The 13,540-nt window shown below is 29.8% G+C and carries 10 protein-coding genes; 8 read left to right on the top strand and 2 right to left on the bottom strand.

Annotated features, from left to right (window positions below; all coding sequences use genetic code 11):
* Positions 1-84: 84 nt before the first annotated feature.
* The 5 genes from CLPUN_RS14035 to CLPUN_RS14020 all read left to right on the top strand — a co-directional run bounded on the left by CLPUN_RS14035 (position 85) and on the right by CLPUN_RS14020 (position 6,816).
* Positions 85-1,236, top strand: coding sequence for a sensor histidine kinase (locus CLPUN_RS14035; RefSeq protein WP_158078774.1), 1,152 nt, complete (start codon positions 85-87; stop codon positions 1,234-1,236).
* The gene (locus CLPUN_RS14030; protein ID WP_077847881.1) at positions 1,199-1,825 is read left to right on the top strand and encodes a response regulator; all 627 of its coding nucleotides are present in this window, start codon (positions 1,199-1,201) and stop codon (positions 1,823-1,825) included. Before CLPUN_RS14035 ends, CLPUN_RS14030 begins: the two co-directional genes overlap by 38 nt.
* A gap of 700 nt (positions 1,826-2,525) precedes the next feature.
* The gene (locus CLPUN_RS28110) at positions 2,526-2,702 is read left to right on the top strand and encodes a hypothetical protein (RefSeq protein WP_198944343.1); all 177 of its coding nucleotides are present in this window, start codon (positions 2,526-2,528) and stop codon (positions 2,700-2,702) included.
* Positions 2,703-3,385: 683 nt separating this feature from the next.
* Positions 3,386-4,369 carry a pectinesterase family protein gene (locus CLPUN_RS14025; RefSeq protein WP_077847880.1) on the top strand — a complete coding sequence of 328 codons (984 nt, stop codon included), beginning with the start codon at positions 3,386-3,388 and terminating at the stop codon, positions 4,367-4,369.
* Between the two features lie 86 nt (positions 4,370-4,455).
* A complete protein-coding gene (locus CLPUN_RS14020) occupies positions 4,456-6,816 on the top strand; it encodes an Ig-like domain-containing protein (protein WP_077847879.1) in 2,361 nt (786 codons plus the stop codon).
* A 293-nt stretch (positions 6,817-7,109) separates the two neighbouring features.
* On the opposite strand, the gene CLPUN_RS14015 is transcribed toward CLPUN_RS14020, so the two are convergent.
* Entirely contained in the window at positions 7,110-8,795 is a 1,686-nt protein-coding gene (locus tag CLPUN_RS14015; protein WP_077847878.1) for a cellulase family glycosylhydrolase, read from the bottom strand.
* 678 nt (positions 8,796-9,473) lie between these two features.
* On the opposite strand from CLPUN_RS14015, the gene CLPUN_RS14010 reads away from it, so the two are divergent.
* From CLPUN_RS14010 to CLPUN_RS14000, 3 genes are all read left to right on the top strand, one after another.
* Entirely contained in the window at positions 9,474-10,403 is a 930-nt protein-coding gene (locus tag CLPUN_RS14010; RefSeq protein WP_077847877.1) for a dockerin, read from the top strand.
* Positions 10,404-10,519: 116 nt separating this feature from the next.
* On the top strand, positions 10,520-11,488 hold the full coding sequence (gene pelA, locus CLPUN_RS14005; protein ID WP_077847876.1) for a pectate lyase: 969 nt from the start codon (positions 10,520-10,522) through the stop codon (positions 11,486-11,488).
* A 55-nt stretch (positions 11,489-11,543) separates the two neighbouring features.
* A complete protein-coding gene (locus CLPUN_RS14000; protein ID WP_077847875.1) occupies positions 11,544-12,290 on the top strand; it encodes a rhamnogalacturonan acetylesterase in 747 nt (248 codons plus the stop codon).
* 170 nt (positions 12,291-12,460) lie between these two features.
* On the opposite strand, the gene CLPUN_RS13995 is transcribed toward CLPUN_RS14000, so the two are convergent.
* Positions 12,461-13,429 (bottom strand): helix-turn-helix transcriptional regulator, encoded by a 969-nt coding sequence (locus CLPUN_RS13995; RefSeq protein WP_423237300.1) that lies wholly within the window; start codon positions 13,427-13,429, stop codon positions 12,461-12,463.
* Positions 13,430-13,540: the final 111 nt, after the last annotated feature.

The following is a 13,540-nucleotide window of genomic DNA, read 5'->3' as shown; positions in this document are numbered from 1 at the left end:
AGCTTTCACGTCTTTCACCTATGTTTTTCCTCCTAACCTTCATTACAAAGGCTAGGATACTTTATGAACTTAGGTGGGTCAACTTTGCTCGTAAAAGGTGGGTCAGTTTTAATTGTAAATCAACACTATATTACAGATTCGATTATTATCATAGATGAAAATCTGATAATAAAAGAAGTTAATAACATATTTTATGAAAAATTTAAACCGAGTAAGAAAAGAGAATATCAAGAATATAGAGAGTTAATAAGAGATAGTAGTCTGAAAAGTTATGAGGATTTATTAACTGATTTAATAAATAAGGCTAATACAACAAGAACTAATCAATCAACACAAATAAAAGTAATAGCTAAGGAAGTTACTTATTTTGAAGTACAAGTAAATTGTGTAATAGTAAAGGGAGATTATTTTGGTACAATAGTTTTTATTAAAGACATAACAGCTTCAAAAAGAAATATGGAACTTATGATAGAAAAAGACAGATTAATGTCTTTAAGTCAACTTATCGGAGGGGTAGCACATAATTTAAAAACTCCTATTATGAGTGTATCAGGAGGCCTTGCAATAATAAAAAAAGATATTAATAAACTAGATACCTATCTTGGTAATTATAATAATCAAGACATTAAAAAATTAATAACTGAGATTAATTTATGGAATGAACGAGGACAAGCTTATTTATGTTATATGACAGATATAATTAATGCGATAAAAAATCAGTTAAAAGATTTTGAACAAAATAAATCAGAAAGTTTTATTATTGAGAATCTTATTAAAGACACAATTTTATTAATGTCTTATGAATTAAAAAAGAATCAATGCAAGTTAATACAAGAAATAAATATCGATGATTCTATGAAAATTGTAGGCGATATCAATTCTTTAATTCAAGTATTAGATAATCTAATAAGTAATGCTATAAGTGCAGTAAAATATAATAGAAATGTAATTTTAAGTGTATATAAAGAAAATAAAAATATCATATTCTCTGTATCTAATGAAGGAAATATTATACCAGATCAGGTCCAAAAAAAAATCTTTAAAGAAATGGTTACTACAAAAGGCAAAGCTGGAACAGGGGTGGGGTTGTATATATCTAAATCTATTATAAAAAGTAGATTTGAAGGTGATATGTATTTTAAAAGTGACAATGAAAAAACAACTTTTTTTATAAAAATACCAATAAAGGAGCAGAAAAATGAGCAAAGGAATGAGTATAGCTATAATAGACGATGAAATAGGAATAATCGATACACTAGAATCTTTTTTGAGTGATAAGTATTATGTACAAGGATTCACAAGTTCAAAAGAAGGATTGGCAGCATTAGAAAAAGGTGATTTTGACTTATTAATACTAGATTATTTTATAGATGATTTAAATGGAAAAGAAATCGTTGATGAAATAAGATCATTTAATCCATCAATTTACATAACATTACTAACAGGATATGCAGAAAAAATTCCAGCAATGCAATCACTAGATGAAATGGATATACAAGGATATATTGAAAAAACAGGAGATTTTGAAAGAATCATTATATATATAGAAACAATAATAAAATCAATAGAATTTTTTAAAGGAAATAATGTACCTCTAAATAAAAAAATAGGTCAAAGAATTAAATCATTAAGAAAGGCAAATAATTTAAGCCAAAGTGATGTTGCAAAATATTTAGAGGTTAAAGCAAATTCCATATCACAATATGAATCTGGATCATCAGGTGTAACAATAGAAAATGTTTTAAAATTAGCAGAATTATTTAATGTGACAACGGATTATATACTTTGTTACACATTGGATGTTAGAAAAAGAACCTTTCATTAATTCTATAATATTTGCACAGATTTATTTTTATTTAGGGGAGCTGAAATTTTAGATCCGTTATTTTTATTTAAAATTTGCAGAAATAATATTAAAAAAATCAATAGGAAAAATAAAAATAAAAATAATATCAACAATATTGATATTTAAGATGAAAAAATTTCTTGAATTGATATTTTGTATTGACGTTAAATTTTCAAGTTGATATAATGGGAAAAATGGAAAAAAGTATATAAAATTTTGTATATTTGTAATAAGGTTGAATAATAAAAGAATTATATAAAAATCTTAATAGATTGAAATAAATCTATTATTGAAAATAAAACATATTTATAATTATACGAATATATTCATTTATTATTACATAAACTAAAAAATAATTTCTATAAAATTAATTGTATTTATTAGAAAATATTGAAAATATTATAACATTAAAAAATTTATTGCTGTAAAGTAGCACATAATATACAAGGTATAATAGATTCACCAAAACTAAAACAAATAGAAATTTTTGATTAAACTTTATTCCTAATTTACACATAGAAATATATAAATAATAATGAAGTGACTGATAATAAAGAATTAAATGCTGGCAAGATTTAAATTAAGTGAGAAACTAGACGAGTTTATTGCTGAGCCATACAAAGAAAAAGAATAACTCAATATAAGCAATCAATAATATTTATAGAAAGGTGAGGTTTTGGTGGTAATTACGGAAACAATAGAAATATTTAGAGAAGATACTTCAATTGAAAAGTTTAAAAAAGAAATTGAATTATTAAAAAGTGCTGGATACAAAATAGTTGAGGAAACCAATGATTATGTATCTTTTTGCCAATCCACAACCATAGTCGATTCGGATTTTAAATTTATTCATTAATAAAAAGTGCAAGCAAAACCCCGCCAGTAACATAATAAATTACACGTTGTTAAGTAGAAAAATTAAAAAATAAAAATTATGAAGCTAAGATCTGACTTTAATGTCCCATTAGAGTCAGATCTTAGCTTCATAATTTAAATATTACCCAATTTTATAACGTTTCAAGTTGCAGAAACAGTTATAAAGTCTTTGACAGTATAAGGCTATTAGTATAATAATTCCAATAACTACTTGATCTTAGTTATTTTAGGTAAATTGAAGTCCGTGATTTCACGCCAAAAAGGAGATGAACTTAATAACTAAAAGAAATTGAATTTTTGATCAAACATGATTAAAAAACAACAAATTACGATATACAGATTGATATATTTATGAATAAAAGGTAATATAAAACATAATTAAGTTAACGTTTACAAAAAGTTTGGTTGTTTAAAATATGACGATTTAAAAGAAATGATATATTAAAAAATACTAAACAAATTCTTATAGGATATAATAATTAGCATTTGAGATTATACAACTGATAATAAAATTGTGAACGTTAAACTAAATTAGAAGGAAGTATATAGCACTACTATTGCAGACTTCTAATTAAATAAAAAGTAGTGAGAGGAGGTTTAATGGGTAAAAGTCCATTTTAATTAAGAAATATAATGTAGATATATTAAGGAGGATTTATAACTATGAAAAAGAAAATATTTGTAAGCATGCTCATGTCAATATTATTATGTATTTTGTCTATACCATCTCCAGCATCGGCTTATACTGCAAACATAACGGTTGCTAAAGATGGTAGTGGAAACTACAAAACAGTTCAGGCAGCGTTGGATTCTATTCCAGCTAACAATACTAGCAGAAAAATAATATATATAAAAAATGGTACCTATAAAGAAAAAGTGAGAGTAACTAAACCGTATGTAAGCTTAATTGGTCAAGATAAGAATAAAACAATTATTACTTATAATGATCATGTTGATACAAGCAAGCCAAGTTCATATAATTTAGAAACTCCAACTGTAATTATTAAGGCAAAAGATTTCTCAGCAGAAAATATTAATTTTGTAAATACCTCGGGACAAATTGAGAGAGCAAATGCAATTAAGGTACAGTCAGATAGAGCTTCTTTTTACAATTGTATAATTTTTGGTGGACAGGATACTCTTTTATTAAATAATTCTGGTGAAAGAGCTTATTTTAGTAAATGCACTATTTCAGGAGATGTGGATTTTATTTATGGAGCTATGATAGCTGCCTTCGATAGCTGCATAATTAACTCTAATGATAAAACAGGATATATCACTGCTGCTTCTACTCCACAACAACAAAAATATGGTTTTCTTTTCGTTAACTGTAATCTTACTAGGGATTCTTCTGTAACTACAGGAGGAGTATATCTAGGCAGACCTTGGAGACCATATGCTAGTGTAGTATACAAAAATTGTACTATGGATGCACATATTAATTTAACTGGTTGGAATAATTGGGGAAATTCAGCTAATGAAGCTACAGCAAGATACATGGAATATGGAAGTTCTGGAACTGGATGGAATGCTTCTAAGAGAGTAAAATGGGCAAAAACTTTATCAGCTAAAGAAGCTGAAAATTATACTGTTAACAACTATATGAAAGGAACAGATAATTGGAATCCAACTAAAAAACCTTATTAATTAAAAAGATATATAAGGATTTGGAAGAAAACCTTAAATTTATATGGTAAGGGAATTTTATAATTAACTATTGAGGGGGAGCCAAATTGAGTAAAAAGACAATATGTATAGTAATAAGTGCTTTTTTAACTTTTTCTTTAGTAATTCCACTAGATAGAGTTAAAGCAGATGCACCAATACCTAAAGATCCTATTGAGCAACCATCAAATATAATTGCATTTCCAGGAGCAGAAGGTGGTGGGAGGTTTACTAGTGGTGGACGCGGGTATGATGTGTATGAGGTAACTACGTTAGAAGATTATTCACCATCCAATGGAGAGAAATCGATAAAAGGTTCTTTTAGAGATGCAGTAAGTCAAGGAAATAGAAATATAATTTTCCGTGTGTCAGGGGCAATACATTTAAAAGAACGAGTAAAATTAAAAGTTAATAATCTAACAATAGCTGGTCAGACAGCTCCTGGGGATGGAGTCTGCCTTGCAGATTATCTTGTAGACTGTAGCGGATGCCAGAATGTAATAATAAGATATCTGAGATTTAGACCAGGGTCAGCTCATATTGATTTAGAACCTGATGGTTTTGGTGGTAGAGATATGAATTATATGATGGTAGATCATATATCAACAAGCTGGTCTACAGATGAAACCCTTTCACTTTATAGATGTAATAACCTGACAGTTCAATGGAGTATGGCTTATGAAAGTTTAACTTTGTCTGGTCATATAAAGGGAAGACATGGATATGGAGGCGTATGGGGAGGAAATAATTCAACCTGGAGTCATAATATAATTGCGCATCATACAAGCAGGGAACCTAGAATAGGTGGAGGACAACCAGGTGATAACAAACTTCCAGCTTATTTAGATGTAAAGAATAATGTTTTATACGATTGGGGTTTTAACTCAATGTATGGAGGCGATACATCACATGTTAATGTTATGAATAATTATTATAAGGCTGGTCCAGGGACTAGAGCTGAAGTTAAAACTAGGATAGCTCAACCAGGTGTAAAAGGGAAGCCAAGTGAATGGTACTTTAGTGGTAATTATATGGAAGGAGCACCAGAGGTTACTGATAATAATTTATTAGGGCTTCAAGATTATACTGATTGTGATGCAACTATTCAAAATAATCCAATTAGTACAGGAAATACTGATTCAACTACAATGCAAAGTGCAACAGTTGCATATAGTGATGTACTAGCTAAAGCAGGAGATAGTTTTCCAAGAAGAGATGCTGCTGACGCAAGAGTTGTAGCGGACATAAAAAATGGTACAGGCAGATTTATAAATAGAGAATATGAGGTTGGTGGGTATCCCGAATTAAATACCTATGAAGTACCTGTAGATACAGATAAGGATGGTATGCCAGATGAATGGGAAAAATTTTATGGATTGAACCCTAATGACTCTTCAGATGGAAGAAAAGCCTCAGATGGCACTACAGGAGATCCAAATAAATATACTAATTTGGAAACTTATTTGAATTCTATAGTAGATGAGAATTATGCGCCAGATAACCCAGAAGTATATATAAGTACTCCAGAAATTAATAGTATACAAAAAGCTGGTGGTAATATAAAAATAGTTGCAAAAGCTTCAGATAAAGACGGAATTGATAAAGTTGAATTCTTCAATGGTTCAGAAAAAATAGGAGAAAGTACTAAGGCACCTTATAGTTATAGTTGGAATAGTGTTTCAGCTGGAACATATTTTATAACAGCAAGAGCTACAGATAAGATGGGCAATTCAACACAATCTACATCTATGCCTATATATGTTAATGAAAAGAACGTTAGTGGAACTTGGAATTCTAAGGACATAGGCAAAGTTACTATTAAAGGAAATGGAAGCCTTAATGAAAGTGGACAGCTTACTGTAAAGGGAGCAGGAAAAATAACTGGTAAAGCAGATAGTTTTCATTATGTATATCAAAAAATGACTGGTGATGCAGCTTTAGTGGCTAAGTTAAACTCAATAGCACTTTTAGATAATAATGCAATTTCTGGTTTAATGATTAGAGAAACTCTAGATGAAGGTTCTAAAGCAGCTCTTATAAGTACATCTATTGTTAAGGCAGATAAAGACGAAGATAAGGATGGAGGAGAAAATGATACTTATTATGGTACTTACTTTTCATCAAGAATGACTAAGAGTGAGAATATTAAGACATTAGATTTTAATGATTATCCACAAGAAAAGCCAGGCTTACCAGCTTTGGTAGATAGTAAATTACCTATTTGGTTAAAGCTTGAAAGAGTTGGGAATTCTATAATAGCTTCGACTTCATACGATGGTACAACATGGAATCAATTAGCAAAACAAACCTTTAACATGGGAAGCAATACTTATATAGGTTTTGCAGTGGATGCTACTCAGACATCTAGTGACATAATTTACTACAATACTGCTAAGTTTTCAGATATATCACTTACAACTTCAAAATAGAAGTAAATAGATAGTTCATGTTTCTCCTCAAGCAAAAACCTACGGCAATCAAAACTTGAATTGTTGTAGGTTTATTTTGTATCTTAAGCATGAAGAGGTATTAATTGATGAAAGTTTGTAAGACAGGATAATGCTAACTGTTGAACCTAAAATATTTATTATGTATTATTTTTAAATTACCAAAAAATTATAAAAAATAGCAGATAATTTTGCTTTCACACAAAATTATCTACTGTCCTAAAGTATTTAATAATTTTAGAGCTATAATAAGTTTATTATAAAACTTCTAACTTTTAAGATTCTAGAATTATCTTTCTTAATGCAAAAAGATCAGAAGTGTTGATTCTTGTGTCTTTATTTATATCTGCATTTACTTTATTTATATTACCTGTTCCTTCAAGTACATATTTTTGTAATACAGTATAATCTAATACATTAACTATACCATCATTATTCACATCCCCATATAAAGCTACAGGATTTTCTGGGTCCTTAGACGAATCAATTACATTGATGGCTAGAACAGGATCTGTACCTGCACTGAAGTCAAATGTAAGACTTGCACTACCAAGTGCTTGTTTTACAAGATAACTTTTGGAAATAGTTATAGTATTGTTTAAAACTGTATAATCAGTTCCAGATACCAATTCAGATGTACCATTTTTGACAGCATTAAGTGTATTACCATTTAGTGCCATAGTTACTACTACATCGGCTTGTGAAGAGGTATTCTTGTCAAAGGTTCCAATTGTAGCAGTAATTGTAGAATTAGAAATACTACCTGCACCTATACCGCTCATTATTGCATCAATAATTCCTTGTTGTGTTATAGTGCCGTTAGATCTGTTAAATAATCCAAAGCCATATTGTCCATTGTATCCATTATCCCAATAAACTGGTACACAGCTGTACTGCTTAGCAGCTATGCATAATGTTTTTGCAAATTTTGCACGATAAGTATTGCTAGTTGAATCAGCATTTGTTTTATCTACAGAGCCATATTCTCCAATTACAACAGGATAACCTTGTGTTACGAATTTATCATACATAGATTTAAATTGTGAATTTAAATAGTCTTCTTGCCCCCAAGATGATTTTTTTCCAGTGTTAGTAGCTGTTGCCCCCCATTGTGTTATTGTTCCAGATTCCTCGCCACAGAAATCCCAAGGTGAGTAATAATGAGCTGATATCATGATTCTCTTTTCAGAACTTGGAATAGTGGTTGATCGGTAAGTATCTGTAGGAAGTACAAAACCATAGTTACCTACTGTGTAATCAATATTGGTATTCCAGCCAGGAATAAGCAGCCATCTTGCACTGTTGTTTCCACCAGTTTTTCTTACAGTATCAACAAATATTTGATTATAAGCATTTAAGTTTGAATAATATGTGGTATTAGGTGTGCCATATGTGCCATCAAATTCTTCATTCATTGATTCAAAAATCAAATGTTCGTTGTAATTTACAAAGGTATTTGCAATTTGTTGCCATACTTTTTCATATTTTGCTTTAATAGTTGTTTGGTCACTTGAATTACATAAAAGCCATGAACCATTAACTGAATTATATCCATCTCCATGCATGTTAACTATTACATACATGTCTTGGCTATAAGCGTAATCAACAACTTCTTTTATTCTAGCAAGCCATGCAGAATCAATAGTGTAATTAGGTGCATCTCCTATCTTATTCAAATATGAAACTGGAATACGAATGGTTTTAAAGCCAGAGGCTTTTACTTTCTGAATGAAAGCCTTTGTAATTATTGGATTACCCCAGGCTGTTTCATTAGGTGTGCTGTTAGAACTGGCTTCAAGCTGATTTCCTAAATTCCAACCAGCACCCATTGAGGAAACAATTTGTGTAGTAGAGGTTATTGCAGTTGCTGCAAATGCAGCCAAACTCTGGCTAGAAATAGCAGTTGCAAATAGGAAAGTTATAGCTAGTAAAGAAAATTTAAGTGACTTAATTTTTGACATAATCAAACATCCCTTCATATTTTATTTTCTTATATATTTGTATTTATTACAGCGCAGTGACAGTTTATTTGTTTTTTATGGCGCGTGTAATTGATTACAAAGATTACTTATACAAAATTTCTTTAAATAAAACGTGTATTGTAATTTTCTAAATATCAATTATGCTTATTTCAATTAACTACATACTATATTTTAACTAATAAAATATAGTATGTAGTTAAAGCATTATTAATATATAGAAGTTGTTCAGCTTCACCACCTATATAATGACATAATTTTTAAAATTAATAAATATATTTTCCTTAAAATACATAAAATAGATATTAAAAGAGAATATTCGCCTGTTACGATTAAAAATAGTGCTTTAGTGATATTAATATTGCTTTTTCATAATTTTTATCATTACTTTAAATTATAATATAGCTTGAATTCCTCATATTCATTAAAGTGGGGAAGAGTAAACCATTATCGTAGAATACCTATTTTTAAGAATAAAATGAGCATTTTGTAAAAATACATAGAATAGTTACTTTTTATGCGTTATTTCGACCATTTAAGGATAAAGCTATTTATTTAATAGGTACATTTATGAGAGTATGTCATTATAAGTAGTCTATAGTCATTAGTTTTTTTGCTATAGCATCTTAATTATGATGAAAAATTTAAGGGGGGAAAATTATGATTAAAGTAAAATTAAGTTGTATCATTATGTCTGCTGTAATGTTTCTAAGCCTTTCTGTAAGTAGTATTGTTGCTAATGCAGCAACGACAGACAGTAAAAGTGCGAATGTAGTTACCACCACTAAGGCCGCTAATTTAACCTTAGGGAATATGCCTGCTAACCTTAAACCATCTGTTGAGTGGGTATGGAGCAATAGAATGGTTAAAGAAGGTTCAACAAATCGTAAAAATTTAATTTTTGATCAAATTTATGCAGGTAAAGGAACTCTTAATTATGTTGTACGTTGGCAATCAAATAAGAGCGTTACGCTTCAACAACGTAAAGATATTGCATCAATGCTTAACCGTCAAGTAAATAATTGGGTGACAAAAGCTCTTAAAGGATATGATGGTTGGCCTTATAACACAGTTACTGTGAAGGTAGTAGGTTGGGCTTGTTCTAATCCTTCATTAATATTAAATAAACAATCTAATGAAATAGTTTATAAAGATTATATTACTGATGAATTGAGCAAAACAAATCCAAGCATTCCTGCTAAGCTTCCTACTGCTCCTAGTTCACTTTCTAGAGCTGAACATTTTGAAGATAAATCATATTCTTATCCTGGTGGAATAGACAAGCGTTTTGATATGTATCTATGGGGAACATCTAATTTTCAAGGTGGTGCTGGTGGAGATTGGGGACAACGTATCTCTGAGGATTACATACTAAGCACGGTGAATTCAAATGAAGCTCATATAATTGAACATGAAATGGGACATGGTTTTGGACTTCCAGATTTTTATGAAGATGCTGATCGTCCACCAACTGGATTTCCGACACATACTATTATGTGGGCTGGAGATTCAAGCACTATAACTGATTGGGACATTTGGATGTTACGTTATACATGGAGCCAATTAAAGAAAGACAAATCTCGTTTCTAATCTAAGGAAATGGATGAGCCACAGTTGTAGATTAAAAAAATAATCAAGTTAAATTAGAGTATCTATGTTTGTAGATACTCTTGAATTATATTTATAAAAAAGAAGAGGAGATTATTATGTTTAAAACAAAATTAAAATATGTGACCTTTATATTAGTTTTTACATTTATTTTTACTGTTTTTGGAGTAACACTACAAAATTCTATAACAGCATTTGCTGCTGATGGCTCTGGCACCACAGCAAGTATTGCAGAAATTTTAAAGAACCAACGTCCAGATGGTGGGTGGATAAAGTATTATAATGAACCAGTAAGTGAGTGGGCAAAGTCAACTATTGATAACAAAGCTACTTATACAGAAATAAGAAGATTAGCAGCCGAGTATAAAAAGACAAAAAATAGTACCTATTCTGCTGCAGCTATAAAAGGAATCAATTTCTTGTTAAATATGCAATATGATAATGGGGGATGGCCACAGGTTTATAAAAGCAACGGCTATCATACACATATTACATATAATGACAATGCAATGATTAATGTAATGTTTCTTCTAGATGAAGTTTCAAATAGAAAAGGTGATTTTTCATTTGTAGATAGCAATTTAGCGAATAGATGTAAAATAGCAGTTGAAAAAGGTGTAGATTGTATATTAAAAACTCAAGTTAATGTTAATGGGAAGTTAACAGTTTGGGGGCAGCAACATGATGAGAAAACTTTAAAGCCTACATCTGCAAGAGCATATGAAGTTCCTTCTCTTTGTACTGGCGAAAGTGTAGGTATTATAAATTTTTTGAAAACTAGACCTACTACTCCTAAAATAGCTGCTTCTATTAAAGCTGCTGAAAGTTGGTTTAAAACAGTTGCAATTACTGGAATAAAAGTCGTTAAGGCAAATGGAGACGTTACTGTTGTAAATGATTCTAGTGTAAAAACTCCTGTTTGGGCTCGTTTTTACGAAATCGGAACTAATAAGCCTATATTTGTAGGACGTAATGGTGTAGTAAAATATAAACTTGCTGATATTGATAAGGAAAGAAGAACAGGATATGCATGGTATGGTAATTGGGGTTCAAGTATATCAAAATAACTAGAAAATAATATAAGCATAACAACTTTATCATTTTAAAGGAGGCTAACAACCTATGAAAAAATCAATATTAATCATTTTTAAAAAATTATTGCTTTTTTTAATAGCTTTTTTACAAATAGGCTTTTTAACAACTACTGCTAATGCAGCGTCAACAAAACCTACAGTATACATTGCTGGTGATTCAACAGTTGCAACATATGATCCATCTGTTTCATCTAAAGTGGGATGGGGGCAAGTTATTCCCACATACTTTACTTCAGATTTAATCTTTGAAAATCATGCTATTGGTGGTAGAAGCTCTAAATCCTTTATAGATGAAGGTCGTTTAGCTGAAATTTTAAAGAAAATAAAACCTAATGACTATTTATTTATTCAATTTGGTCATAATGATCAAAAAAAGAATGATCCAGCTCGTTACACTGAACCATATACAACGTACAAACAATATTTAAAACAGTATATTGATGGTGCTCGTGCAAAAAAAGCCATTCCTGTTTTAATAACACCAGTTGCAAGACTTAACTATAAAAATGGCAAATTTAACAATGATTTTGTTGATTATGATGCTGCAATGAAACAAGTAGCTGCCAAAGAAAAAGTTAAAATAATTGATCTTACAACAAAGAGTATAAATTATTTTACTTCAATTGGATATAACGAAACTTACAAATTATTTATGATTTCCTTAGATGGAACAGATCGCACACACTTTACTAAACAAGGAGGAATTCAAATTGCTAAATTAGTTTCTCAAGGAGTAAAAGAAAATAATTTACCTATTTCAAAATATGTTAAATAAGTAATATGATTCAGTAAATATAAGAAGCTCTAAACAATTAGAATAAAACCAATTGTTTAGAGCTTTTTACCTTTAAGCAATGATAATATTTAAACTTTATAAACTATCCTGTATACTTTATATTCATATTTTTATTGATATTTTCAGTAATAATGAATTTTAGATTGAATTTACAGAAGATGCAGAATATTTCTGCGATATTCAGTAGGTGATTGGCTGTAAACTTTTCTAAAGGCCATAGAAAATTTACTTGCACTTGAATACCCTAAGTTAGCAGCAATATTTCCAATTGATAATTGTTTATTAGCAAGCAGTACCAGGGAATACTTCATTCTTGCATGACGAATATATTCTCCTAGTGTCATATTAAAAGCTGATTTAAAAGATTCTCTTAATTTTGTTTTCCCCATTGTGGCTATTTGACATAAGGTAGTTATTGAGGGAGGGGTTAAGAGATTTTGATCAATAGCCAATTTCACCATTTCTAGCCTTTTTAATTCGTTGAAAGAAAAATCCTTTTCCTGAATTTCCAAACGCTTTTTTTCTTTAATGAAATTACTCATAATTATAGAAAAAAGTTCACCAACTTTACTTTCGTAGTATAAGTTCGATTTCTCATCAGACATAAGCTTTTGTTTTATTTGCAAAAATATTAGAGTCACCTCTGGAGTATTGTAGTTTATAGACTTCCAATTAAAGGTTTGTGCAAAATTAAAATCCTCCTCGGCAAAGTTATTTTTGATACGCTCTTTTATGAAATCTTTAAAAAGTATTATACTTACATATTTTACGGGAATCTTTGGTTCATAACAAATACGTCCCTTTGAGGTTTTATTCACATAGATGTTTATTCCTTTTGGTATTAAAAGTGTATTTTTACCGTTTTGAATCAAGGTTACATTTCCAGATTCAAATAAATAAATTTCCATGAACATTTGATTTATATTAAAATGAGCTTCTATTTGGCTATTTGATATCCAATCACCTGCAGTTATAAAAAGTCCAGAAGCAGGATTTAGCTGATAAATATAGCCATTCCCGTTTTTTTGTGATAATTCATATAATTGTTCACCAGCCTCTATAGCTTTATCAAAAAAAACATGTTCTGATAGAACACTATTACTTTCCAAGTAAATCACTCCTTTCGAGATTAATGAAAGTGTTATTCCAAAACCCAATTATATCTTTTTAAATTTAATATTGTCCTGATATATCACGAAGATAGATTATTTTTATTGAGATGAAGCTGA

This window comes from Clostridium puniceum (genome assembly GCF_002006345.1).
Classification (GTDB): Bacteria; Bacillota; Clostridia; order Clostridiales; family Clostridiaceae; genus Clostridium; species Clostridium puniceum.
The sequence above is the reverse complement of the archived record's forward strand: the minus strand, read 5'-3'. Positions and strand labels throughout refer to the sequence as shown.